The following is a 22,876-nucleotide window of genomic DNA, read 5'->3' as shown; positions in this document are numbered from 1 at the left end:
GGCGCCACCGAGCGGGGAGTGCTCTGAGTGACGAATGGCCTCGAGCGGCGGACGACGCCGGGCGGCGGGTGGCTTCGAGCGGGGGAGGACCCCCAGCGACGCGTGGCTCCGAGCGACGGGTGCGTACTCGAAGTGATGTCGCCGAGCCAGGTGTCAGTCGCCTGCAAACGGCGACTACTCCGTACCGAGAATCGCGTCGACCGTCGCGTGATCGGCCAACAGGGCTTCCATCCGGTCGACCGTCTCCACGTCTCGAGTGCGGCCGCTTCGGACGACGTCTTCGGCGCGTTCGACGGTCGTCAGCGTGTCCGTCTGCACCGAGAGGATCGGGACGCCCTTCTCGGTGGCCTGGCCGAGAATTGCTCCCGACGGCCGATGACCGCCGGTCAGGATCAGACAGCGAACTCCTGGCGCCTCGAGCGCCGCGGTGTGGATCTCGGCTCTGTCACCGCCTGTGATGACGGCGACGTCTTTCGTTCGTCGGAAGTGTTTGAGCGCACTGTCGGCACCCATCGCGCCGACGGTGAATCGTTCGACGTATGCGTCGGCTCCCTCCTCGACGAGCATCGAGGCGCCGAGTTCGTCGGCAAGATCGGCGACGGTGACACCCGAGAGCGTCCGTTCACTGGGGAGAACGCCCAGAACGGGAACGTCTCGCCCCTCGAGGAAGGGGACGACGTCGGTCTCGAGACGATCGTATGCTGCGTCGGCGATGTCGTTGAAGACGACGCCTGCGAGTCGGTCGCCGAACGCGTCGGCTGCGGCGAGAACATCGTCGACGTCCATGGGGCGTTCGTACGGGGCGACCACCAGAACGCGCGCATCGAGTAACTCGGCGAGGTCGGCGTCCGTCAGGTCGACGATACCGCCAACATTGTACTGGCCGCCGCCTTCGAGGAACATCCGCTCTCTCCCAGCCGCGAGGCCCTCGAACGCCTCGCGAACGCGCTCGTGGAGTTCCGCCGAGTCCTCGCGGCCGCGAATCGCCTGCTCGACGAACGTCGGCGAGTAGACCACGGGTTCGAGGTCGTGCATCTCCGCCTCGAGATCGAGCAGTTCGCGCGCGAGCATCGGATCCTCGTCTAACGTCTTGCCGACGTTGCTCTGCAGGCTGGTTCCCTTCGGCTTCATGTAGCCGACGTCCTCGCCCTCCGCCTGTGCGAGGCGCGCGAGCGCCAGCGTGATCGCCGTCTTCCCGGTGCTCTCCTCGAGCGAAGCGACGAGGATCGTGTCGGTTTCCGAGTCGATCGCGGACCCGTCGCCGTCGTCGATTCGTTCGCTCTCGTCTGTCGGTGTCGCGTCGGTGTCGGTGTCAGTCATAGTTGCTCCGTGTCCACGGTGAGTCGCAGATCGATCGCCTGTACGCCGTCGGGTCCGGCAACGAGTGGATTGACGTCGAGTTCGAGGATCGCCGGGAAGTCGGTCACCAGCTGTGAGAGTCGCTGGATCGTCTCGACGATCGCGTCGACGTCCGCCGGGTCGCGGCCGCGTGCACCCCGCAACAGCGGCGTCGCTCGGATCTCGTCGATCATCTCGCGCGCGTCGGATTCGCCGATCGGGGCCACGCGAACCGAGGTATCCTCGAGAATCTCGACGAAGATACCGCCCAGCCCGAACAGCAACAGCGGGCCGAACTGGGGGTCGCGATTCATTCCGACGATCGTCTCGGTCGACTCCTCGAGGTCGAGCATCTCCTGGACCTGGACGCCGAGGATCGTCGCGTCGGGCTGGTAGTTGCGCGCACGGGCGACGACGTCCTCGTAAGCGTCGTAGACGTCCTCGTCGCTCACGCCGACCCTGACCCCCCCGATATCGGATTTGTGGGAGATGTCGGGGCTGACGATCTTGAGGACGACGTCTCCCTCGATCGACTCGGCGACCTCCCTCGCTCGGCCGGGATCGTCGACGATCTCGCCGGCCGGCGTCGGAATGCCGTAGGCCTCGAGGAGGTCCATCGACTCGATACCGAGGCGGTTGTCCTCGCGTTCGTTCGCCCGAGAGACGATCTCACGGGCGCGCTCGCGATCGACGTCGAACCGTTCGGGGTCGTCGACCGATCGCTCGCGGACGTCGCGGTAGCGTGCGAGCGCGTCGAGTCCGGCGACCGCCCGCGACGGATCGAAGTAGTTCGGAATGCCGAACTCCCGTAACACCTCCTCGGCGGCGCGTGCACGGTCACCGCCCATCAGACAGGTGACGACCGGCTTGTCGAACTCCTCGCGCTTCTCGATGACCGTCTCGGCGAGTTTGTCGTACTCGAGGACTGCCGTCGGCGCGCTGACGACGACCGCGCTACCGACGTTCTGGTCCGAGAGCGCGATTTCGAGGGCCTCCCCGAACCGCTCGACGTCAGCGTCGCCGATGGCGTCGATCGGGTTGTAGACGTTGGCCTCCTCGGGCATCGCCTCCGACAGCGCGTCGATCGTCTCGTCCGCGAAGTCTGCCATCCCGAGTCTCGAGTCGCCGACCGCGTCGGTCGTCAACACGCCCGGACCGCCCGCGTTGGTGACGACGGCGACGCCGTCCGTCTCGGGTTCCGGGAGTCCCGAGAGGGCCCGCGAGTAGTCGAACAGCTCCTGGACGGAGTGTGCACGGATAACGCCCGCCTGCTCTAAGCCCGCCTCGTAGGCGCGCTCGCTGCCGGCGATCGCGCCAGTGTGGGAAGACGCTGCCTGCGCGCCGGCGTCGGTTCTGCCGGACTTGACGAGGACGATTGGCGTCTCGTCTGTCACCTCGCGGGCGACCTCGACGAACTCGTCGCCGTCGTCGATCCCCTCGAGATAGCCGATTATGACGTCTGTGTCGGGATCCTCGCCCCACTCGCGGACGAAGTCGGTCTCGTCGAGGACGCTCTTGTTGCCCAGCGAGACGACGTCCTGGAAGCCGATCCCCTGTTCGTTGGCCCAGTCGAGGACGGCGGTGATAAAGGCTCCCGACTGGCTCATGAACGAAATCGATCCTGGGCGGGCGCTCTCGGGGCCGAACGTCGCGTTCATGCCGACGTCGGTCGCCATCACCCCGAGGCTGTTCGGCCCGACGACGTTGAGGTCATACTCGTCGGCGACCTCGCGTAGTTTTCGTTCGCGGGCTGCGCCCTCGCTTCCGGTTTCGGAGAAACCGGCCGTGATCACGACGACGTTCTCCGTCCCGGCTTCGGCGACCTCGCGGATCGCTTCGACGACGGTTGGCGGGGGAACGACGACGACGGCCAGGTCGATCGGCGGCGCACTCGTCACGTCCGGATAACACTCGAGCCCGAGGACCTCCTCACGCGAGGGGTTGACCGGGACGACCTCGCCCGCAAACTCCTCGTGTAAGTTCGCCGTGATCGCTCGGCCAACCGCACCCTCGCGGTCGGTCGCGCCGATCACGCCGACGGTTTCGGGTTCGAATAGTTCGGATAACCGTCCCATCGTTCGATCGGTCGTGCCCGGGCGAATTAAAACCGTCCCCTCATTCCCGTGACACGGCCCGCAAAACGGGTGTCATACGGTCTGCTGTAAATCGTTACCGGCGAAACCACGAGCCGTCTGTGGTTTCACCGGTAAACCGTTACAGCAATCCGTATCAGAGCCACCAGCGCTAATGCATCGATATCGCCGCCGACCGTCCCGCGAGCAACGAGGCGGCCACTGCGACCAGGTAGAAGGCGATGGCGACGACGATGATCGACCCGCCGGAGGGCAGACTCGAGCCGATCGCGAACGCGAAGCCGCCGAGGACCGAGATCTGGCCGATCAAGATCGAGAGATATAGCGTCTCGCGGAAGCTTCGGGCGACCTGCGAGGCTGCTGCGACGGGGATGACGAGCATCCCCGCGACGAGGATCACGCCCAGTACCTGCATCGCGCCGACGACGACGACCGCGGTCATCACGACGAGTAACGTGTTGTAGCCGGAGACGTTGAGCTGTGCGACTCGAGCGGCCTGCTCGTCGAACGTGATAAAGAGGAGCTGTTTGTACGTGACCGCGACGATCGCGACGACGGCGACGCTCAAGATCGCCATCATCCGCGCGCCGTCGGCGGTGACGACCGCCATACTACCGAACAGGAAGTCCTCGATGTCGATCGTGACGGGGACGTGCCCGCGACCCCAGCTGATGAGCAACGTCCCGACGGCGAAGCTCCCGGTAAGCATGATTGCGATCGGGACGTCGCCGAACGTGCTGGTGCGCTCCGTGAGCCACTGGACTGCGAGGGCACCGACGACGCTTACGAGCAGCGCGACGAACATCAGCGACCCGCCGAACCCGGTGAGACCGATGACGAGCAGTCCGATCGCGACGCCCGCGAAGGCGGTGTGGGCGAGCGTCTCGCCGATCAACGCCATCTGCCTGTGGACGAGGTACGTGCCGACGAGCGGCCCGACGATACCGACGAGAACGCCGGTCGCGATCGAGCGCCACATGAACGGGTGCTGGAAGACGTTGGTACCGAGGGTGTAGTCGGCCCACATGCCGGCGATCAAAAACTGCTCGAACGCCGTCGTCGGCAACGTCCCGAACGACGGGTAGTGGCGCAACCAATCGAGCGCGACGAATGCGACCATCAGCGTCCCCAGGAGGCCGACGAGCGCGACGCCGACGAGTTCGACAGCTCGCCTCGGGTCCAGCGTGACGGATTGCGATCGCTCCTCGGAGAGGTGGGTCGACTCCGTCGCGTGTTCGTCCTGCCCACTCATCGTCAGTGGTGGTGGTGGACGACGGTTCCCGTCGCGCCGTAGGCCTCTCTCAGGGCCTCGCTCTCGACGAACGATTCCGTGTCGCCGTGGTGGTACAGTTCGGTGTTGATACAGGCGATGCGATTCGCCCGATCGGTGACGACGCCGATGTCGTGTTCGATCAGGATGATCGTAATCCCCGACTCGTTCAGCGAGTCGAGCAACCGATAGAAGGCGTCGCGAGATTCGGCGTCGACGCCGACGGTCGGCTCGTCGAGTGCGAGCAGATCGGCCTCGGAGGCGATCGCTCGCGCGATGTACGCCCGCTGGCGCTGGCCGCCCGACAGCTGGTTGATTCGCTGGTCGGCCAGATCCGCGATGTCGACCGTCTCGAGTGCGTCCTCGGCGATTTGTCGATCTTCGTCGGAGAGCCTCGAGTGGCCGACGTGGGCGAACCGCCCCATTCGGACGCACTCACGGACGGTGACCGGCATCGTCCCACCGCGGCTGGTCGCTTTCTGGGAGACGTAGCCGATGCGCTCGCCCTGGTCGAACTGCTCGACGGGTTGGCCGAACAGTTCGACCGAACCGCGGTCCGGACCGATCAGGCCGAGCATGATGTGTAACAGCGTCGTCTTTCCAGATCCGTTCGGACCGATCAGTCCCAGGAAGTCGCCCTCGTCGACGGTCAACGAGACGTCGTCGAGAGCGAGCTTCTCGCCGTAGGAGAACGTCACGTTCTGGACGTCGACGATCGAACTCACTGTGAACTCACCCCGTTCTCGGAGGTGCGTGTGCTTAGTTCTTCCACTTCGAATCGTCCGTTTCGGGCACGTTGGTTCCTGGACGCTTCCGTGCCTGAACGCTCCTGGTTCGAACTCATTCCGCACCGAGTGCCTGTCGCAGCGATGGGATGTTCATCTCTTCCATCTGTTCGATCCATCCCCACTCCTGCTCGTTCCACTCCTCGGTGGTCCCCTCGGCCGGCGAGAGGGGCGCGTACTCCTCTGCGTCGGTGTTCTCGAGGAGCACTTCGACCATCTGTGGAACGTCCTCGTCCGGGTCGGGAGTTTCGAACGGATCGTAGAGAATGGTGTCGATACCGTGTTCCTCGACGATCGAAATCGCCTCGGAGATGTCCGATCCCGTCTCGGCGTCGTCCGGTGCGATTCCGACCGGCGTGTGGATCTCGAAGTCGTACCGGTGCTCGATGTACTGAAACGAGTCGTGGCCCGCCAGGACGGCGACGTCGCGGTCGGCCTCCGCGGCGAGGTCCTCGAACTGACGGTCGACCTCGTCGAGGCGGTCGTTGTAGGCGGCGGCGTTCTCCGCGTACGTTTCGGCGTTGTCGGGATCGACCTCGGCGAGACCGTCCGCGATCGTCTCGACGACATCCTGGGCGATGATCGGATCGATCCAGACGTGGGGGTCGTAAAACTCCGGCGCGTCGGATTCGGAGAGCTCCTCGACGACTTCCGCTGTGATGTTGTCGTTACTCGTATCCCAGACGAGCTCGCCGTCCGAGAGGAGTTCGAAGGCGACCCGAGTTCGGCCAGCGTCGAGTGCGTGGAACTCGAGGTGGTCGCCGTGGGACTCGATCTCGAGGACGTCCTCGTTCGCGCCGTCGACGATTCGCGCATCGATCTGAAACTGCTCGTCGTCGCCGAGCGGGAGCACCCGCCCCTCGTCGTCCTCGAAGACGCCCTCGACGGTCGCCGAGCCCTCGAGGGGAACCTCCGGGAGTTCTCCGTGCCAGTGGTCACCGTGCCAGTAAGCGACTTCCTCTCCGGACTGGCCGTCGTAGATGTCGAAACCGGCGACGTCGACCGCACCCGGGTCGAACTCGTGGTCTCTGGCCGGGTCGCGGTCGTCTTCCGGATCCCTGTCGACCGCCAGCAACTGCGACTCGAGGCCCGTCATCGCGTCGATGAGCGTCACGTCGTCGTAATCGGCCTCGAGGTCAGTCGCGACGTTCTGTGCCCACGTGAACTCGGCGGTGTCGAGGTAGACGAAGACGTCCGATTCGGCGATATCGCGCTGGATGTCAGCCGGTGGCTCCCAGCCGTGTCCCATTTCGCCGGCTTCGATCGGATTCACGAACGACATCGCGTCGCCGCCGACGTGTTCGGCCCAGTCCCAGAGGGCGAAAAACGCGGCGTATCCGGTGGAACCGTTGCCGTCGTCGCCCTCGCCGGACTCCCCCGCGTCGGGTTCGCTCAGACAGCCGGCGACCGCTGCTCCTGCCAGCGTACCCCCGCTGGCTTTCAAGACAGAACGACGTGAGATGTCCATATTCGCCACTAGGTGCTCGCAGCTAAAAGTGTTATTATCTGATCGAGACTGGTTATTAACACGTGGTAGCGGATCACGCAGTGTTAGTAACGGTCCGAACAACGGGCAGATCGGCAACGGCGGGTGATGATCCTCTCATACGGGTTCCTGTCAGTCAGTTCCGGCGAACCGGCCCCGGGGGGCGCGGGTGCGACGGGCGATCGGGACAGGAATCCGTATCAGTGATCCTCGACGTCGATCGTGATCGGCTCGGTCTCCCAGTCGGCGTGATCGTCGTGCCAGAGCTGGAAGATCACTTCGGTCTCGCCCTCGGATTCGCCGTAGATGTGGACGTGGTCGCCGTGCCAGTGCTCGTCGGGATCGATTTCGACGACTCCCTCCTCAGCACCGTCGGCGAGCGTGACGGCCAGTTCGTACTCCTCACTGCCACCGATGTGGATCTCGTCGCCGTGGTCGTCGTAGAACTCGCCGCCGAGCGAGACGTTGTCGTCGACGTGGACGTGGGGCAACTCGCCATCCCAGTGGTCATCGTGATACTCAGCGACCTGCTCGTGGGGGTCCTCGGAGCGGTCGAGGATCTTGAGCTCTTCGACGTCTCCGTTATCGTGACCGTGATCGTGGTCGTCGTGGTCGCTGACCTCGGCCTCGAGTTCGGGCGTCTCGTAGATTACCTCGCCGTCCTCGACGAGCTTGAAGACGATATCCGTAAAGCCGTTCTCTTCCCCGTAGACATCGACGTGGTCGCCGTGTGACTCTATTTCGATGATCTCGTTGGCCCCGTCGACGACCGCAGCATCGAGTTCGACCTCGTCACCGAGTTCGATCTCGTCGCCGTGGTCGTCCTCGACGTGTGCTTCTACCGAAACGTCGCCGTCGAGGGGGACCTCGAGTGGGCCGTGGTCCCAGTGGTCGATATGGACGTACGCGATGACCTCGTCGGTACCGCGGTGGATGAGTTCGAACTCCGAAACGGGACCATCTATCTCATCGTCATCGTCGTGATCGTGGTCGTCGTGGTCATCGTCGTGATCGTGATCATCATCGTGATCGTCGCCATGATCGTGATCGTCGTCACCCTCACCTTCGTCGCCGTTCTCGTCGCCGAGACAGCCGGCGATACCGAGCGCAGCGAGCGTACCGGTCGTCGCGAGCAGCCGTCGACGGGAAGCCAGACGTGGCTTGTCAGTCATGCGTAGTCACCATCGCTCCGTTACAAGTGGTTAGTAATGAAGCTGACGATCTTATCAATCAGCCACAACACGAGGAGGAAGGATAGTAACGGTCACGTACGTCCGATGTCCGGGCCGGCAGAGGATGGATCTACTCCTCGAGCGGAACGCCCCAAAACAGTCCGTCCCCCCCGAAACCCACCCATTCGTGGACAGCCGACTGACCGGGACAGCGATTCGACTCCGAGGTCGGCAATCGACGGGACTCGTCGATCGACTCGAGTGGTGACGACGTCGGTTCGAACGACGAATCTGACGCTCGTACGAATCTGGCGATTATTCGACGACAGACGTCACGTCACCGTCCGCGTACGTCGTCAGCGTCTCGGGATCGATCGGGAAGACCGCTTCCGGCGTTCCCGCGGCGGCCCACACCGTCTCGTACTCGAGCAACGTCTCGTCGACGAGCACCGGAATCGATCGATCGTGACAGAACGGTGGTACACCGCCGATCGACCAGCCGACTTCCTCACTAATTCGGTCTGGATCGGCCATCGAGACGTCGTCGGCCGAGACGTCGAACGTGTCGCCGAGTGCCTCCTCACTGACGCGGTTTGCACCGCTCGTAACCGAGACGACGAGCGAGCCGTCGACGTCGAAGACGAGCGAACTGGCGATCTGTGCGACGGCACAGCCGATCGCGTCGGCCGCGTCGGCCGCCGTCTTCGTTCCTTCTTTAAACTCCTCGACCTCGGGCTCGAAGCCGAATCGCTCGCGGGCCCGTTCCGAAAACGCCGCTGCGCGTTCGTGCATCGGTGCGGTCGTTTCGGCCCCATCACTAAAAGGTTCACTCGAGTGAAATCGTCACCTGCGTTCCATCCGTCCGCCGATACGCTGTCACTCGATCCGTCGAGGCGTTCGGTACTACCTCGAAGACGCCGAACAGGATCACCAGCCGGCCAGGGTCGATCGTCGCCCGGAGAATCGGACCGCGACTCGTCACGACGACGTACGGTGGTGCCGGAACTGGATCCGCACGGAGTTCGTACCCCGCTGCAGTGACGACGTCTTCGAGCACCGCCGACAGTCGCTCGAGCGAACCCGTGCGCTCGAGTTCGGTTCGCAACGAACCGGCGACTGCCCGTCCGTCGGTCGTCCGTGAGGTGTCCCACGGATCGGCGACGCGGTCGGCGCAGCCGCCGACGCTGGCGACGACGTCCGAATGCTCGCTTCGGATCCGTCGCCGGAGGTCCCGTATCGGATGCGACACGGGTGAGCAGAGACGGCGATCGACAAAGAACCTCCGGATTCGCGGACCGGACCCGTCGGCTCGCTACGGGCGTTTTACCGTTCCGAGCCGAACGCGGCTGACTCGCGACAGGATTTCACGCGCTGTCTTTCGCCATCCAGGGTCCTGGCCGTCCTCGAGACGCCGGCGAAGCCGGCGGTTCTCGGCCTCGAGATCCCCTGTCGTCGCGTCGAGGCGACTCACCCGGTCCTCGAGTCGGTACCGTCGTCGACGCTGGGACGCCAGGTCGTTGCGGAGCCGATCGCGCTCTCGCTCGAGGGCGTCGATCCGATCGACGAGCCGCTGGCGTTCGCGGCGTGCCCGGTCGACGAAGGGGTCGCGGTCGCTGTCTGCGTCGTCGGACTCCGAGAACGGCACGTCCTCCGGCTCGAGTCTGCCGGCTCCGACCGCGTTGACAACTGCACCGGCGAGCAACACGAGCCCGCCGAAATAGAGCCAGGTCATCAACAGCAAGATCGCACCGACGGGGCCGGCCGACTCCGAGTCGGCCGCAAAGGAGACGTACACCTGAAACAGCGACTGGAGAGCCGTCCAGCCGACGGCGGCGACGAGGACGCCGGGGAGGACCGCTCGAGCCGAGACCTCGACGTCGGGGAAGTAGTAGTACATCGGGAAGAAGGCGATCGTCAGGCCGACGACGAGCGCGAGGGGACCCACCAGACCGAGAAACGGAACGTCGGGAAACACCGCGAGGAGGATGCTCGTCGCTCCGGCCGCAACCAGCGCGAGTCCGATCGCACCGAGTGCGATCAGCGCGTCCCGAATCTGGCCGACGAACGAACTCTCGGTCGCGCTGTCGTAGATCTCCGAGAACGCCGTGTCGAGCCCGCGGAAGATCTTCAGCGATCCCCACAGCAAGACGACGAGTCCGACGATGGTCGACCCGGCGGTCGCGGGTGACTCCTCGATGGCGTTTTCGACCATGAGCTGGCCGCTCTCGGGGAGAAACCCGGCGGTTGCAGCGCTGACTTCAGCAGCGAGGCCCTCGTCGCCGAGTACTGTCACGAGAAAGAACACGAGGACCAGAAGCGGGATCAGCGAGATGAACGCCTGGTAGGCGATGCTCGCTGCCATGAACGGGACGTTCTTCTCCTGAATTCCGGCGACGACCGCCTTTCCGAACGGGATCCCGTTTCGGACGTCGATACCCATACCGCGTCAACGAGCCCCGATCCAATAGGCGGTCTCCTTGCACGTCGAGTGGACGGGTCTCCCCCGTTCGCGCCTCGAACCCTGTTCGGATCCGTACCCCATCCATATATTGACCATCAGAACGGATCACGAGTCGTACGTCATGTCAACGCGCCCCAGCGCCAGCGGGTACCTGTTACTGATCGTGGCCGTCGTCGCGACGGCGATCGTCTACCTGGGACTGATCCCCCGCCAGGTTCTCGCCGGCGAGTCCGCTCGAGCGGTGCGGTACCTCGTCGTCGGATGGATTCCGTACGTACTCGTGTTTTACCTGATCGGGCGACTTCGCACCTCGCCGGGCCCGCTTCCGAGCATGCGAACCGCGGACGTCGGCGTCGCGCTCGTGTTGCTCTCGCTTCTGGCGAGTCTCGGTCTCGACGCCTGGGGATTCACACCCGAGGCCGTCCCTGCCGCACACGTCGTCCAGGCGATCGCGATCTTCGTCGGCCTCGCCCTTCTCGGGTGGGGACTTGGCCGGCGCTCGAACGCGCTCTCCGACGGTGCGTGATCCACCCTGATACGGATTGCTGTCGATCGGTACCGCCGAAACCGTGACCATCTGCGGTTTCGCCGGTAGATCGCTACAGCAGACCGTATGAGTTGCAGAACTGACGACGATTTGGAGAGACCGTGCCGCCGTGGGTGACTACGACTCCGACAGGGCAGTAGCCTCGCCGCCGACCACGAGGACGTCTCGCTCGCTGTGGCGGGTGACCCCCTCCGTGACGCTTCCTAACATCATTCGGCCGATCCCGCCACGCCCTCTCGACCCCATGACGACGACGTCCGCGTCGATCTCGCCGGCGTACTCGAGGATCTCGCGCACCGGGATTCCCTCTCTGACCTCGGTTGCGACCGTCACGTCGCGCGCTCGAGCGCGCTCGGCGATCTCGTCGACGAACCCCCGTGCTCGCTCGCCGAGGATCTCTTCTGCACTCCCGCGTTCGCCAGGGAGCGAAATCGAACCAAGTGGCCCCACTTCGACGACGCAGAGAACGTCGACGCTCGCGTTTAGCGTGGCCGCGAGGTCGATCGCGGTCTCCGCCGCCGCGTCGGCGTGATCGCTCCCATCAGTCGGCACGAGTATTCGATCGTACATACCCGACGTTGTCCCTCACGGAGTATAAAGGCGGACGCCTGGAATCGATCTCTTCGTAGCGACGGGTCGAACAGGGCCATTATTGTACCCAATATCTCCTCAGAAATAAAGGAGGGCACTGTCCCGTACCGGTATCGGCTTGGTTGGAACGACCGGAGGTTGTTACTCGTCGGCGGCGGGATTCATCGCAGTCAGGTTAGCCTCGCGCCACATCTCCTGGTAGTCGTAGTCGGTGTCTAGTGCGCTGTTGATCCGGTTGTAGGATGCGAAGTCACTGACGACATGCGTCAACTGGACAATCCCTTTATCTCCGAGACCGACGTCCCGTAATCGCTCGACATCCTCGTCCGTGACGGCGGTTGGCTCTTCGTTTGCGATCAACGCGTAGTCGACGATAGCCTCGAGACGGGCGTCATCGAGTACGTCCGTGCCAGCTTCGAGGAACTCCAGTACGTATTTCGTCTCCGCCTCGAGACCGTAATCGAGGATCGTACAGAAAGCGCCGGTGCAGTACTCACAGCCGTTTGCCTTCGAGACGGCGATACCGACGTGTTGAATCTCCGGCATCGAAAGCTCCCCTTCTTCCCAAAGCACTGCCGTCGACCTGAGCTTGTGTTTCATATACTCCGGGAAGTTCATTTCCAAGTAGAAGTGGTTGGGTACGGTCCCTTCCATCTCGGTGACCCACTCGAATATCTCTTCGATGGCTGGATCGTCGACGCTGTCGGGCTCGATGAGTGGTACCCGTGACATGGTAACAGCCCACACCTCACTGGGGGATAATATAAAGATATCGGGGCGCTGAAAACGTCAACGTGAGTGTCCCTCTCCATCATGTGGTTCGATCCGAAGCCGTTTGGGGTGGGTGGCCACCTCACGCTTGGGGCTCGCAGCGCTCGTCGCTGCTGCCGCCGCGTTCTCACGGTACACACCGTTCAGCGTTCGCCTCGAGGCGCTCCCGGTGGTCGCGACGGGCCGGCGGAAATCCGGACCGGTCCCCGTCAACGGCTCCATCAGAGATGACCGACCGACAGTCGGTCACAGCATACCGGATTGGTAGCTACCAATTCATACGACTTACTGTCATTTCCGGCGTAACCGCGACCCGTGCGGCAGATGCGCGGTACATCGTTGCAGTAACCCGTATCAGTCACCCTCGCCGTCGGTCCTGACGACGAGGACCGGAACCTGACTCCGACGAACGACCGTCTCGGTGACGCTCCCGATGACGACTCGGTCCACGCCGGATCGACCGTGAGTTCCCATCACGATCGCGTCGATATCGTGTTCGTCGGCGTACTCGAGGATCACGTCGGCTGGTTTTCCGTACTCGACGGCCTCGACGACCTCGAGATCGAACGACTCGGCCGCCTCTACGACGTCGGTCGCCGCTTCGTCTCCTTCGGCCCGCTGTTCGTCTACGACGTCGTCCCACTCCGAACTCGCCGGTGCCGGGCCACTGGTGAACCCACCGAGTGGGATCGGTTCGACGACGTACAGCGCGTGGACGGTCGCCTGATTCTGTGCCGCCAGTTCGATTCCTTCGTAGACCGCTGCCGTCGCCGCCTTACTACCATCCGTTGGGATGAGAACGCTATCGTACACGGTGAATCCCTCATGGTTTTCTATTCGATCATAGAACATATAATGTGGCGTTCGTTCCCGGGCCGCCGTTTTCGATCAACAGGCACCGGCTCATCCCAGTCCGTACGACACACCGTTTGCTATCGCGGTTCTCACTCAGGACCAACTCGGGTGGTCGATGTCCCCGTCGACTCGAGAGTCAGAGTAACTGATAACAGACCGGGGGCCGTCTCGAGCGTATGGACGATCCGACGACCGCGGACGGGACGCTACTCGTCCCGATCGCGAACGCCGAGACCGCAACCCGACAGCTGGACACGGCGATCGATCTCGCTACCGATCGCTCGTACCGAATCGTGCTCCTCTACGTTCTCGAGGTCCCCCCACAACTGTCGCTCCAGGACGGGCGTCGGTATCTCCTCGAGGACGAAAACGAACAACTGCTGGCGGATGCCGCAGATCGCGTCGAATCGGCCGGCATTCCGGTCGAGAGCCGGATTCGAATCGCCCGCGACGTCGCGACCGGCATCGTCGGTGGCGCAGAGGAGTACGCCGCCGACGCGATTCTTCTGGGCTGGCGTGGTCGCCCACCGCGGGAGGAGGTGATTCTGGGAAGTTACCTCGATACGATCCTCCGAAAGGCTCCCTGTGACGTTCTCGTCAAACGGGTCAAGACGCCGACGCCGGAGATCGACTCGGTCCTCGTCCCCGTTGCCGGCGGGCCACACGACAGGTACGCCGCCGAAGCCGCCGGCGCGATCGCCCGACGGAACGATGCGTCGGTCACCCTGCTTCACGTCGTCGATCCCGACGACCTCGAGCTATCCGAAGACGAGGCACAGGCGCTACTCGAGGATACCGCCGACTCGTTCTCTGGCGTCGACTCGGTCGAGCGAACGGTCCTCGAGTCGACCGACGTCGCCGGGACGATTACGGATCAGACGCCCCATCACGACCTGACGGTCCTCGGCGTCTCTCGAGGCGGCCTCATTCAGCGACGGCTCCTCGGGACGATTTCGGAAGCGGTCGGGAGACACGCCGCCGGGACGGTTATCCTGGCGAAACGCCACGACCCCGTCCCGTCCAGACTCCGCCGGCTGTTCCGCTGACCGTCTCGAGATTGTCGGCTGGGGCTCTCGAAATCAGTCGACGAGCCGTTCCACAGAGAACTCTCGAGTACTCAGACAGATCGAGAGTGGCGACGAGACGGGGCCGTCACGACGTAGTTCTATCCGTCTGTCCGTGGTCCGACGGGGTGTGCGGTACATCGAAATCACGATTCCGGACGGACAGCGCCGGACAGTCCTCGACGTTCTCGAGGCGGAGGGCGTCGATTACATCGTCAGCGACGAGGTCGGCCGCCAGGAACACGACGCAGCAGTCAGGTTTCCGCTTCCGACGCGGGCCGTCGAGGGCGTGCTCGACCGACTCTCGGAGGCGGACCTCTCTGGCGCACGTGTCGTCGTCATCGACGCGGAGACCGTCGTCTCCGAGGAGTTCGACGAGTTGCGCGAACGCCACAGCCACGGCGGAACGAGGGGTGAACGGACCTCGAGGCAGGTACTCGAGACGAAAGCCGACGAACTCACGCCCGCGTTCAGGATCTACGTCGTCATGTTGTTGATCAGCGCCGTCGTCGCGACGTCGGGACTGCTCGCAGACTCGCCGGCGGTGGTCGTCGGCTCGATGGTGATCGCGCCGTTGCTCGGACCGGCGCTCGCGGCGAGTGTCGGCATCGTCACCGGTAACGATGGGCTTCGGTCGACCGGGTTCCGGTACCAGCTGGTCGGCGTCGCCGTCGTCGTCGCCGCATCGATCGGACTCGCGTGGCTCGCCCGACTCGCGGGGTTCGAGCCGGGGGGCGTCGACATCGTGGTCGTCGCCGAACTCCAGGAACGGGTATCGCCGAACCTCTTTTCGCTCGCCGTCGCACTCGGTGCCGGCGTCGCCGGCATTCTGAGTCTCACGCGGGGGTTTTCGGAGGCGATCGTCGGCGTAATGATCGCGGCAGCGCTCATCCCACCGGCTGCGGCCGTCGGAATTACGACTGCCTGGGGGATGTGGGGTGCGGCTTTCGGCGCGTTCGTCCTCGTCGTCGTCAACGTCCTGTCGATCAACCTCGCCGCGCTGGTCACGCTCTGGGTGGCCGGATACCGACCGCAGGGGCTGTTCGAGGTGTCTCCGACGCGTCGCCAGACAGCGACCTACCTCGCGGTGTTCGCCGTGGCACTGCTGGTGCTTGCGGCACCCCTCGGCGCGATTACGTTGATCGAGTTCCAGACGACGCAGGTGGCGTCGGCGGCGGACGAGGAGGTCGAAACCGTGCTCGCAGAACCCCGATACGACCACCTAGAGGCCGAATCCGTCGAGGTGATGCTCGACGACGACTACCCGTTCCGGTCGATCGACCGTGTCGTCGTGACGGTCCGAAGCGACGAACTCGCGCCGGATCCGGCTCTCGGTGAACGGATCTTCGAGGCCGTCGCAGCGGACGTCGATGACCCGCCGATCGTGGAAGTTCGTTACGCCGTCGCGGACGAGCGATACCCCGCCGACTGGGAGGAGACCGACGATCGGGAGTGGTTGGCTGGACAGGAAGGGAACGAACGCTTGGATCGGCAGTACGTTCAGGTCGTCGAGCCCTGATGCGGATCGCCGGAACGTGGAGCGCCGATGTGGAGCCGGATCCGCGTCCCGGCGAGTCCGGACGTACCGGGCCAGGTCCGGCGGACAGCCGGCCTGTCGAAGCGCGCCCGCGGCGGCTATCCGACGCTCAATACCGGCACCGGCGACCGCCTGACGACCCTGGCCGTGGTGCTTCCGAGCAGGTCACCGGTGCCGACGGCCTGTCCCCGCGTTCCCATCGCGAGCAGATCCGCATCGACCGACGACGCGTACGCGAGCAGTTCGTCCGCCGGAACGCCCCGTTGAACCGCGGTTTTCGTCTCGAGCCCACGGTCCTCGGCCATGCTCGCGACCGACTGGATCGCGTTCTCTCCGCCCTCCCTGAGCGGGCCGATCGTGCTCCGGGGAGCGTCTTCTAAGTCGTATATCGTCGTATCGAGAACGTAGACGGTGTAGACGGTGGCGTCGTACCTCTCCGCAACGTCGAAGGCCGTCTCCGCAGCCCGTTCGGCAGCGTCGCTGCCGTCCGTCGGAACGACGATCCGGTCGTAGTCGTCGTCGACTGCCGGCGACGCGTCTTCGTCCAGTCGAACCGAGAGCACCGGGACGTCCGCGAGTGCGAGGACCCGTTCGGTGGTACTCCCTAGTCGCGCGCGGTCGACCCCCCGCCGGCCGTGGGTTCCCATCACGATCAGATCGTCACCGGACTCGACGGCAGCCGAGAGGATCTCGCGGTAGGGGACGCCCTCGCGAACTTCTCGAGCCGCCTCCAGACCCGCGGATTCCGCCCGGTTCGTCACCTCGATCGTCGCCTCTCGACCGCGTCCTTCCGAGGGTGCCTCGAGTGCGTCGCGCTGATCGTCGGTCAGATCGGAGGGCTCGAGCCCGGTTTCGACGACGTAGAGCGCACGGATCTTCGCGCCGTAGGTCTGGCCGTACTCGATCGCGTGGGCGATCGCGGCGTCGCTCCCGTCGGAGCCGTCCGTCGGAACGAGCAGGGTCGCGAACATGCGAGCGTGTTCGACGTCGACACACATCAAATCGCCCCACGAATCAGTCGGTCGACGTGATCGAAGCCGACGCTCGAGACCGAGCGATCTGGCCTCGAGACCGGTTATGGGATGAACAGGTGCAAAACCCCGCCGTTTACAGTAGTTGCCGATTCAACGCGGACAGCCGAACGAAACTGGTTGATCAACCGATTTGGATTGCAGCTTTCCAACGATCTCTGCGACACAGCGAGGAAGGGAGCGAAGAAACGCCGCTGTCGGCGGCGTTTCTGAGCGTTGCCACTCGGTTACGGCGTTCTGACCGATCATCTCGGTCGGACTGATCTCCCTCTACCCGTAATCGGTCATATCGACGAATTCTCTAAAGACACGTGTTGAGATTGGCGGTTTCTCCGGGACAGCACCAGCTGAGACAAGCACATTTGCGAGGATCCACAGATTGTACATCGAAACCGCGAACAGGAAGTAGAACAGTCGCACCGAGAACGTCGGCGATGACGTTCTCGGGAGAAAGTCGCCGATCTGGCGGTAAGAAGTCTCAATTCCCCAGCGGCGGCGAAACGCCGCCGCGTACGCTCTCGCCGCCTCAGGCTCAACGTCGAGATTCGTGACAAACCAAACGTGCTCGTCCTCGCTCGATCGATGTGGGACCGCAAACACAGTTACGGCAGCTGAGGCGGTTGGCTCACGCTTCCTTTGCATGAGATAGTCGTCGACAACCGTCTCAGCGCCGGCGCTGAGACCGGCTTTCATCCCTTTGCTCGGGCGTGCACGGACGATGTAATCGACGCCGAGTTGTTCGAGTTCCGCAACAACGTGAACCTGGTAGAACCCTCTGTCGAGGTAGATGTGTCTGATCGAGACGTACTCTCGTGCCGTTTCAAGCAGCGAGCGAACGGCTTCGCGCTTTTCGCGAAAGCCGTTCGCCTCCAGTGCCAGCACGTCGAGCGTGAACCGCGTTCCTGGTGCGACGATACAGATTGTCGCAAAACAGTACGTTCGATTGGTTCCCTGATCGGGATAGGTAATCAGGACGTGGTCAGTGTCTGCATCGCCGTAAAACCGCCACTGGTGGAGGTCGGTCGCAACATCGACACACTCGGGTAACAGCCGTTGTTTCCGGAGAATCCCGAAGAGATCGTCGCGGACGCCATCGAACTGGTCGTCGATGGCGTCCGTCTCCATGTTCCGAGGGTGATAAAGGAGCGATTTAGCGAGTCCGTTGCGAGCCGTCGATGTGACGTCGACGGGCTCGCCGCGATCGAGCTGGCACGTTTTCCCGGCGGTATTGGCAAACTCCTGTTCGAACGCGACACGAGAGAGGACGTTCAGGAAGTCCTCTCTCGTATAGCTCCCACAGGGTTTGATATCGAAATCGAGCGCTGGATACACGACGGTGGAAGCGGCGCGACAGACCTGTTTTGCTTCGGTCGTCTCGACCATAGCCGCCCTACCAGCAACGGCGCAAATTAGGTTCGGCGTCTACTGTTCAGGGCGGGGAGGATGTCAACTCGTCTTCGTCCTGCCCAGTCGATTTCGAACGTAGAGGGCGAGAAACCAGAGGGCGAACGCCGCACCGATCGCCGCGTAAAGCGGCTCGTACGTTACCACCACCGCCGACGAGATCACGAACGCACTCGAGAGGACGGCGTAGCCGAGGCCCGAATCGTCGGCACGGACGGGGTCCGTCGACTCCGTTCTGACGACCAGTTCGCCGCGTTCGAGCTGTCCGAGCACGGCGTCGAGACGTGCCGGCATTCCCGCCACGACGGGTGCCGATCGACGAAGATCGGTTCTGACGTCTTCGAACAGCGTCTCGAGTTCGCTCTCGACGAAGCCGTGGTCGACGAGAAACGACTGGGTCGCCTCGAGGAAGTCGAACTCCGGGTCGAGGCTTCGGCAGACGCCCTCGCCGACGGTGCCGACCCTGACGAGCAACATGACGTTCGGGGGGATCCGAAACGGGAAGTCGTGGAGCATCGCGAACAGTTCGGTGATGATCGTCCGCCAGGTGAGCGCCGACTGGCCCTGGAGCGTTTCGATCACCATCTCGAGGACCTGTCGAACCGCGACGCGGTCCACCGTCGGCTCGAGCACCTCGAGTGCGACGAGTGCGTTCACCAGCCCGTCGACGTCACGCCGGACGAGCGTCCGATACAGGGAGGCGATGTCTTCCTGTTCTTGCTCGGTGAGCCGTTGACTCATCCCGTAGTCGTAGATGACGAGACGGCCCTCCGATGTCACCGCGAGGTTTCCAGGGTGGGGGTCCGCGTGGAAGACGCCGTCGACCAGCCCCATCTTCAGGTAGATCCGCGTGATCAACGTCGCCATCTCCGATGGCGTCGTCCCGACGTCGCTGAGCGCCTCCTCGTCCGTGATCTTCTGGCCTTCGACGTACTCCATCGCGACGACGCGCTTCGAGCAGAGTTCCGGGTAAACGTCGGGGATGACTACCCGGTCGTCGTCGGCGAAGTTCTCTCCGATCTCGACCATCATGGTCGCTTCCCGTTCGAGATCCAGTTCGTCCACGATGATCTCCTCGAAATCGTTCGCGGCGTTCTCGAGGGAGTAGCGCTGACGCTCGTCGACGAACAACAGCAGTATCGGCAGGAGCCGACGAATGACACGCAGATCGCGTTCGACGAGCGCACGGAGCCCCGGGCGGCGGACCTTCAGTGCGATACGGTCGTCGTCGTACGCGGCGGTGTAGACGAACGCGAGCGAGCCACCCGCAACCGGCTCTACCGTCTCGAGATCGAGCGTCTCGCCGAGTTCTTCCTCGAGAACGGCGAACGGTTCGCCGCCGGCCTCTTCCGGAACCTCGTCTTGCAGTTTCGCGAAGACGTCGGCGTACGTCGGTGGGACTATGTCGGGGCGCGTCGAGAGGACCTGTCCAACCTTGATGAACGCCGGCCCCAGCTCGAGCATCGTCTTCCGGAGTCGTTCGGCACGTCTGCGATCGACGGCCTCGCTCGTCCGTCTCGACGGGCCGAACAGGAGGTAGCGTCGACGGTCCCTGAGGAGGGCGAACGCGACGGGCAGAAAACTGACGACGACCTGAACGTACCGACGGTAGTCGTTCATCGCTCGCGAAACTGATCGTCCCCGCCCACGTTCGTTTTCGCGATCATGTCCGACAGCTAGGAACACGTGAGTGACGACTTCAGTACTTCGGTCGTGGTCACTTCCGCCCACAATTGGCCGTTCCCTGGTGGGTTCGAGATCCGACAGGGTCTTGCTGTACGCCAGTGCCAGCGCGACCCCGACCGGATCAGGGTAGCTCCCAGACGTCAGTACACGGCTCGCGCGTCTCGAGTCCGGTCCGACCCCGCACGTCTCGAGTCCCTCCCGAACCCCACTCGATAACAGCGGTCGTCAGCACCAATCAGACCACAGATGGCTTTTTGTCGGTCACCGCAGTACGTCCGGGCGACGTGTACGCAACGATTCTGGTCCCAGTCGACGGGAGCGACGAGTCGCGAGCGGCGATCGAGCCGGCAGTCGGAATCGCACGGGCAGTCGTCGGGACCGTCCACGCGCTGTCCGTTCGCGAGCCACTCGAGTACGACCTCCCGCTCGACGACGCCGAGACGATCGAGGCGGAGGCCGACCGTCGGTCGCGAGAGGCGCTCACGGCGGTCGTCGATCGCGCAGAGGCCGACGGGGTGGACGTCGTCTCGGAGCAACGCACCGGCGTCCCCGACCGCGAGATCGGCAACGTCGTCGACGAACGCGGGATCGATCTGATCGTGATGGGAACGCGAGGAGCCACGGCAGCCGCGACCGGGAGAGCCGGGAGGAGAGACCGGACGCGAATCGGGAGTACCGTAGAGCGCGTTCTCCTCGAGGCTGCGATTCCAGTCCTCGCCGTTCCGTCCGACGGGCCGACGTGGTCAGACGCCGGGTCCGGGACGCCCGAGCGGATCGTCGTCCCCGTCGACGGAAGCGCCCTCGCTCGAGAGTCTGCTACCCACGCACTCGAGTTCGCCGCGGCCGTCGAAGCGACCGTCCACGTCGTTCACGTGATCGACGAGACGAGACTCGCACTCGACTCCGTTTCCCAGCGACTCTCGGAACTCCTCCGCGAGGGCGCCCACGACGTGATCGAACCGGTCCGATTCGACGCCCAGGACCGAGGTCTCGAGGTGAGAACCGACGTCCGCCGCGGCGTTCCGGCCGCCGAGCTCGTCTCGTACACGGACGACGTCGACGCGGACCTGATCGCGATGGGGAGACGCGGCGGACGCGCCGACGATCGAGACGACGTCCGTCGGCGCGTTCTCGGCGGAACGGCCGCCCGCGTTCTCGACCAGTCGAGTCGGCCAGTGTTGACGATCGGGTAACGCCGACGCAATCTCGGGACGTGACGACCACCGGTGGGACTGGAGACCGTCCGAGACGACTGTCACGACTGAACGACCCTCGTCGCGACCGGGGGTGAAGTATACGTATTCTGCCGGTGAAAACCGTCTATGGACATCGCCCCGAGTCGTTCGCGGTGCAACGGTCGGTTCCGAGACGACGGCTACAGCCATGAGTGACCGAATACTCGTCGGATACGACGGCACACCGCTCGCTGACGCCGCCCTCGGATTCGCCTTCGAGAACTTTCCGGATGCGGACGTCACAGCAGTATACGTTATCCAGGTTCCGGAGGGACAGTTAGGGGTGTTCGACGGTCCGTCGGTCGACCTCCCCGTCAGCGACCGGGCGCTCGAGCACGCAGAGGACGTCCTCGACGGCGCGACCGCCGTCGCGGCCGAATACGATCGTTCGATCGACACGGACGTCGTTTCGGGAAAACCGGACCAGTGTCTCGTCGAGTACGCCGACGACCACGCCTCAGACGCGATCGTCGTCGGCAGCCACGGCCGAGAGGGCGTTTCGCGGCTGTTGCTCGGAAGCGTCGCCGAGAACGTCGTTCGGAGATCCCCGATCCCGGTCGTCGTCGTCCGCTGACAGAGGCCACGATGCGGTCCGTTCTCCCTCGCCCGTCGAACCGGTGGTGAAACTGTCGTCCAGCGGTTCGTACGATGCGGGTCGTTGTGACTGATTGCCGGTCGACCGCCAACCGTTCTGCGGTCGGTCGGGACAGACACATCGCAGTCCGTATGAAAGGTATTAGTGTCCGTCCGTGGACCACTCCCCGTACATGTACGAACGGATCCTCGTCGCCACCGATGGCAGTGAAGCCGCAGATCGAGCACTCGAGCAGGCGCTCGATCTGGCCTCGACGTTCGACGCCGAACTTCACGCGATCGCCGTCGTCGATACGCGGCGATACGGCGACTCGATGCTCGCTGATTCCGCCGACGTCGTCGACGACCTGCGTGAGTACGCGACCGGGTTACTGACGGACGTCCGGTCACGGGCAGACGCCGACGTCACGACCGAACTGCGTCGCGGTCATCCACCGAAAGCGATCGGTGACTACGCCGAATCGATCGACGCCGATCTCCTCGTGCTCGGACATCGCGGCCGCACTTCGGGAGATCAGATCGGAAGCGTCGCCGAACGCGTCGTCAGAGACGTCGACCGGCCGGTGCTTACGGCCTGATAGTAGTCGTCGATGACCTCGCCGTCCTCGTTCCAGATCTCGATACTGTGGTCCGCACTGTCGGCGTTTTCCCACGTAATTTCGTAAGGTCCGGATCGCGAGCCGTTGGAACCCGAGCCGACGAGGGAACTCTACTGTCGGAGAGAAGTCGGTGATACGGATCGCTGTACCGTTGTACCGCTGAAACCCCAAACTGGTCGCGGTTTCGGCGGTACCGATTGACAGTAACCCGTATGAGACGTCGGTCGTGAACTCGCGGCCGTCCCCAACGGTGACGGCCGCAGCAGAGCGACCGATCTTCAGATAGTTCCCTCCGGAAGTGGCGGTGGGGCAGAATGGGTCTCATAGCGTGATGTTAGGACTAGCGACATCGTTTCT

The 22,876-nt window shown here is 64.0% G+C and carries 22 protein-coding genes; 6 read left to right on the top strand and 16 right to left on the bottom strand.

Features of this window, described 5'->3' with window-relative positions:
* Positions 1–174 precede the first annotated feature (174 nt).
* From GRS80_RS16070 to GRS80_RS16030, 9 genes are all read right to left on the bottom strand, one after another.
* The gene (locus GRS80_RS16070) at positions 175–1,320 is read right to left on the bottom strand and encodes a phosphotransacetylase family protein (RefSeq protein WP_160048449.1); all 1,146 of its coding nucleotides are present in this window, start codon (positions 1,318–1,320) and stop codon (positions 175–177) included.
* Positions 1,317–3,413: an acetate--CoA ligase gene (locus GRS80_RS16065; protein ID WP_160048448.1), complete on the bottom strand. Its 2,097-nt coding sequence runs from the start codon at positions 3,411–3,413 to the stop codon at positions 1,317–1,319. Before GRS80_RS16065 ends, GRS80_RS16070 begins: the two co-directional genes overlap by 4 nt.
* 169 nt (positions 3,414–3,582) lie before the next feature.
* Positions 3,583–4,683, bottom strand: a complete 1,101-nt coding sequence (locus GRS80_RS16060; RefSeq protein ID WP_160048447.1) for a metal ABC transporter permease — start codon at positions 4,681–4,683, stop codon at positions 3,583–3,585.
* Positions 4,684–4,685: 2 nt separating this feature from the next.
* Positions 4,686–5,426 (bottom strand): metal ABC transporter ATP-binding protein, encoded by a 741-nt coding sequence (locus GRS80_RS16055; RefSeq protein ID WP_343161610.1) that lies wholly within the window; start codon positions 5,424–5,426, stop codon positions 4,686–4,688.
* A 115-nt stretch (positions 5,427–5,541) separates the two neighbouring features.
* Positions 5,542–6,954 (bottom strand): zinc ABC transporter substrate-binding protein, encoded by a 1,413-nt coding sequence (locus GRS80_RS16050; RefSeq protein WP_160048446.1) that lies wholly within the window; start codon positions 6,952–6,954, stop codon positions 5,542–5,544.
* A 218-nt stretch (positions 6,955–7,172) separates the two neighbouring features.
* Positions 7,173–8,144, bottom strand: coding sequence for a hypothetical protein (locus GRS80_RS16045; protein ID WP_160048445.1), 972 nt, complete (start codon positions 8,142–8,144; stop codon positions 7,173–7,175).
* Positions 8,145–8,459: 315 nt separating this feature from the next.
* Positions 8,460–8,936 (bottom strand): YbaK/EbsC family protein, encoded by a 477-nt coding sequence (locus GRS80_RS16040; RefSeq protein WP_160048444.1) that lies wholly within the window; start codon positions 8,934–8,936, stop codon positions 8,460–8,462.
* A gap of 34 nt (positions 8,937–8,970) precedes the next feature.
* Positions 8,971–9,393 (bottom strand): hypothetical protein, encoded by a 423-nt coding sequence (locus tag GRS80_RS16035; protein WP_343161609.1) that lies wholly within the window; start codon positions 9,391–9,393, stop codon positions 8,971–8,973.
* Positions 9,394–9,456: 63 nt separating this feature from the next.
* Entirely contained in the window at positions 9,457–10,584 is a 1,128-nt protein-coding gene (locus GRS80_RS16030; protein ID WP_160048443.1) for a YihY/virulence factor BrkB family protein, read from the bottom strand.
* 142 nt (positions 10,585–10,726) lie between these two features.
* On the opposite strand from GRS80_RS16030, the gene GRS80_RS16025 reads away from it, so the two are divergent.
* Positions 10,727–11,131 carry a hypothetical protein gene (locus GRS80_RS16025; protein WP_160048442.1) on the top strand — a complete coding sequence of 135 codons (405 nt, stop codon included), beginning with the start codon at positions 10,727–10,729 and terminating at the stop codon, positions 11,129–11,131.
* A gap of 138 nt (positions 11,132–11,269) precedes the next feature.
* Here GRS80_RS16025 and GRS80_RS16020 read toward each other — a convergent pair whose 3' ends face one another.
* From GRS80_RS16020 to GRS80_RS16005, 4 genes are all read right to left on the bottom strand, one after another.
* Positions 11,270–11,722 (bottom strand): universal stress protein, encoded by a 453-nt coding sequence (locus GRS80_RS16020; RefSeq protein WP_160048441.1) that lies wholly within the window; start codon positions 11,720–11,722, stop codon positions 11,270–11,272.
* Between the two features lie 162 nt (positions 11,723–11,884).
* Positions 11,885–12,475, bottom strand: a complete 591-nt coding sequence (locus tag GRS80_RS16015) for a carboxymuconolactone decarboxylase family protein (RefSeq protein ID WP_160048440.1) — start codon at positions 12,473–12,475, stop codon at positions 11,885–11,887.
* A gap of 57 nt (positions 12,476–12,532) precedes the next feature.
* On the bottom strand, positions 12,533–12,736 hold the full coding sequence (locus tag GRS80_RS16010) for a hypothetical protein (RefSeq protein WP_160048439.1): 204 nt from the start codon (positions 12,734–12,736) through the stop codon (positions 12,533–12,535).
* 132 nt (positions 12,737–12,868) lie between these two features.
* Positions 12,869–13,327, bottom strand: a complete 459-nt coding sequence (locus GRS80_RS16005; RefSeq protein ID WP_343161608.1) for a universal stress protein — start codon at positions 13,325–13,327, stop codon at positions 12,869–12,871.
* A 218-nt stretch (positions 13,328–13,545) separates the two neighbouring features.
* Here GRS80_RS16005 and GRS80_RS16000 point away from each other — a divergent pair, with 218 nt between their 5' ends.
* Together GRS80_RS16000 and GRS80_RS15995 are read left to right on the top strand one after the other, a co-directional pair.
* Positions 13,546–14,415: a universal stress protein gene (locus GRS80_RS16000; protein ID WP_160048437.1), complete on the top strand. Its 870-nt coding sequence runs from the start codon at positions 13,546–13,548 to the stop codon at positions 14,413–14,415.
* A gap of 148 nt (positions 14,416–14,563) precedes the next feature.
* Positions 14,564–15,952 carry a TIGR00341 family protein gene (locus GRS80_RS15995; protein WP_343161607.1) on the top strand — a complete coding sequence of 463 codons (1,389 nt, stop codon included), beginning with the start codon at positions 14,564–14,566 and terminating at the stop codon, positions 15,950–15,952.
* Positions 15,953–16,068: 116 nt separating this feature from the next.
* Here GRS80_RS15995 and GRS80_RS15990 read toward each other — a convergent pair whose 3' ends face one another.
* From GRS80_RS15990 to GRS80_RS15980, 3 genes are all read right to left on the bottom strand, one after another.
* Entirely contained in the window at positions 16,069–16,968 is a 900-nt protein-coding gene (locus tag GRS80_RS15990; RefSeq protein WP_160048436.1) for a universal stress protein, read from the bottom strand.
* A gap of 303 nt (positions 16,969–17,271) precedes the next feature.
* Positions 17,272–18,384 carry a transposase gene (locus GRS80_RS15985; RefSeq protein WP_160048435.1) on the bottom strand — a complete coding sequence of 371 codons (1,113 nt, stop codon included), beginning with the start codon at positions 18,382–18,384 and terminating at the stop codon, positions 17,272–17,274.
* Positions 18,385–18,447: 63 nt separating this feature from the next.
* On the bottom strand, positions 18,448–20,025 hold the full coding sequence (locus GRS80_RS15980; RefSeq protein WP_160048434.1) for an AarF/UbiB family protein: 1,578 nt from the start codon (positions 20,023–20,025) through the stop codon (positions 18,448–18,450).
* Positions 20,026–20,375: 350 nt separating this feature from the next.
* Here GRS80_RS15980 and GRS80_RS15975 point away from each other — a divergent pair, with 350 nt between their 5' ends.
* The 3 genes from GRS80_RS15975 to GRS80_RS15965 all read left to right on the top strand — a co-directional run bounded on the left by GRS80_RS15975 (position 20,376) and on the right by GRS80_RS15965 (position 22,498).
* Positions 20,376–21,284: a universal stress protein gene (locus tag GRS80_RS15975; protein ID WP_160048433.1), complete on the top strand. Its 909-nt coding sequence runs from the start codon at positions 20,376–20,378 to the stop codon at positions 21,282–21,284.
* 190 nt (positions 21,285–21,474) lie between these two features.
* The gene (locus GRS80_RS15970) at positions 21,475–21,900 is read left to right on the top strand and encodes a universal stress protein (protein ID WP_160048432.1); all 426 of its coding nucleotides are present in this window, start codon (positions 21,475–21,477) and stop codon (positions 21,898–21,900) included.
* A 193-nt stretch (positions 21,901–22,093) separates the two neighbouring features.
* The gene (locus tag GRS80_RS15965; RefSeq protein WP_160048431.1) at positions 22,094–22,498 is read left to right on the top strand and encodes a universal stress protein; all 405 of its coding nucleotides are present in this window, start codon (positions 22,094–22,096) and stop codon (positions 22,496–22,498) included.
* The last annotated feature ends 378 nt before the right edge of the window (positions 22,499–22,876 follow it).

The sequence above is a fragment of the Natrialba sp. INN-245 genome (assembly GCF_009807105.1).
GTDB classification, from domain to species: domain Archaea; phylum Halobacteriota; class Halobacteria; order Halobacteriales; family Natrialbaceae; genus Natrarchaeobius; species Natrarchaeobius swarupiae.
This window is presented reverse-complemented; position numbering and strand designations above follow the sequence as displayed.

Bases quoted from the DNA above. Each gene is read 5' to 3' on its own strand.
- GRS80_RS15985 (WP_160048435.1), bottom strand. From the start codon at position 18,384: ATGGTCGAGACGACCGAAGCAAAACAGGTCTGTCGCGCCGCTTCCACC.
- GRS80_RS16060 (WP_160048447.1), bottom strand. From the start codon at position 4,683: ATGAGTGGGCAGGACGAACACGCGACGGAGTCGACCCACCTCTCCGAG.
- GRS80_RS16050 (WP_160048446.1), bottom strand. From the start codon at position 6,954: ATGGACATCTCACGTCGTTCTGTCTTGAAAGCCAGCGGGGGTACGCTG.
- GRS80_RS16065 (WP_160048448.1), bottom strand. From the start codon at position 3,413: ATGGGACGGTTATCCGAACTATTCGAACCCGAAACCGTCGGCGTGATC.
- GRS80_RS16025 (WP_160048442.1), top strand. From the start codon at position 10,727: ATGTCAACGCGCCCCAGCGCCAGCGGGTACCTGTTACTGATCGTGGCC.
- GRS80_RS16000 (WP_160048437.1), top strand. From the start codon at position 13,546: ATGGACGATCCGACGACCGCGGACGGGACGCTACTCGTCCCGATCGCG.
- GRS80_RS16015 (WP_160048440.1), bottom strand. From the start codon at position 12,475: ATGTCACGGGTACCACTCATCGAGCCCGACAGCGTCGACGATCCAGCC.
- GRS80_RS15970 (WP_160048432.1), top strand. From the start codon at position 21,475: ATGAGTGACCGAATACTCGTCGGATACGACGGCACACCGCTCGCTGAC.
- GRS80_RS15990 (WP_160048436.1), bottom strand. From the start codon at position 16,968: ATGTGTGTCGACGTCGAACACGCTCGCATGTTCGCGACCCTGCTCGTT.
- GRS80_RS15965 (WP_160048431.1), top strand. From the start codon at position 22,094: ATGTACGAACGGATCCTCGTCGCCACCGATGGCAGTGAAGCCGCAGAT.
- GRS80_RS16040 (WP_160048444.1), bottom strand. From the start codon at position 8,936: ATGCACGAACGCGCAGCGGCGTTTTCGGAACGGGCCCGCGAGCGATTC.
- GRS80_RS16030 (WP_160048443.1), bottom strand. From the start codon at position 10,584: ATGGGTATCGACGTCCGAAACGGGATCCCGTTCGGAAAGGCGGTCGTC.
- GRS80_RS15980 (WP_160048434.1), bottom strand. From the start codon at position 20,025: ATGAACGACTACCGTCGGTACGTTCAGGTCGTCGTCAGTTTTCTGCCC.
- GRS80_RS16045 (WP_160048445.1), bottom strand. From the start codon at position 8,144: ATGACTGACAAGCCACGTCTGGCTTCCCGTCGACGGCTGCTCGCGACG.
- GRS80_RS16020 (WP_160048441.1), bottom strand. From the start codon at position 11,722: ATGTACGATCGAATACTCGTGCCGACTGATGGGAGCGATCACGCCGAC.
- GRS80_RS16010 (WP_160048439.1), bottom strand. From the start codon at position 12,736: ATGGAGCCGTTGACGGGGACCGGTCCGGATTTCCGCCGGCCCGTCGCG.
- GRS80_RS16070 (WP_160048449.1), bottom strand. From the start codon at position 1,320: ATGACTGACACCGACACCGACGCGACACCGACAGACGAGAGCGAACGA.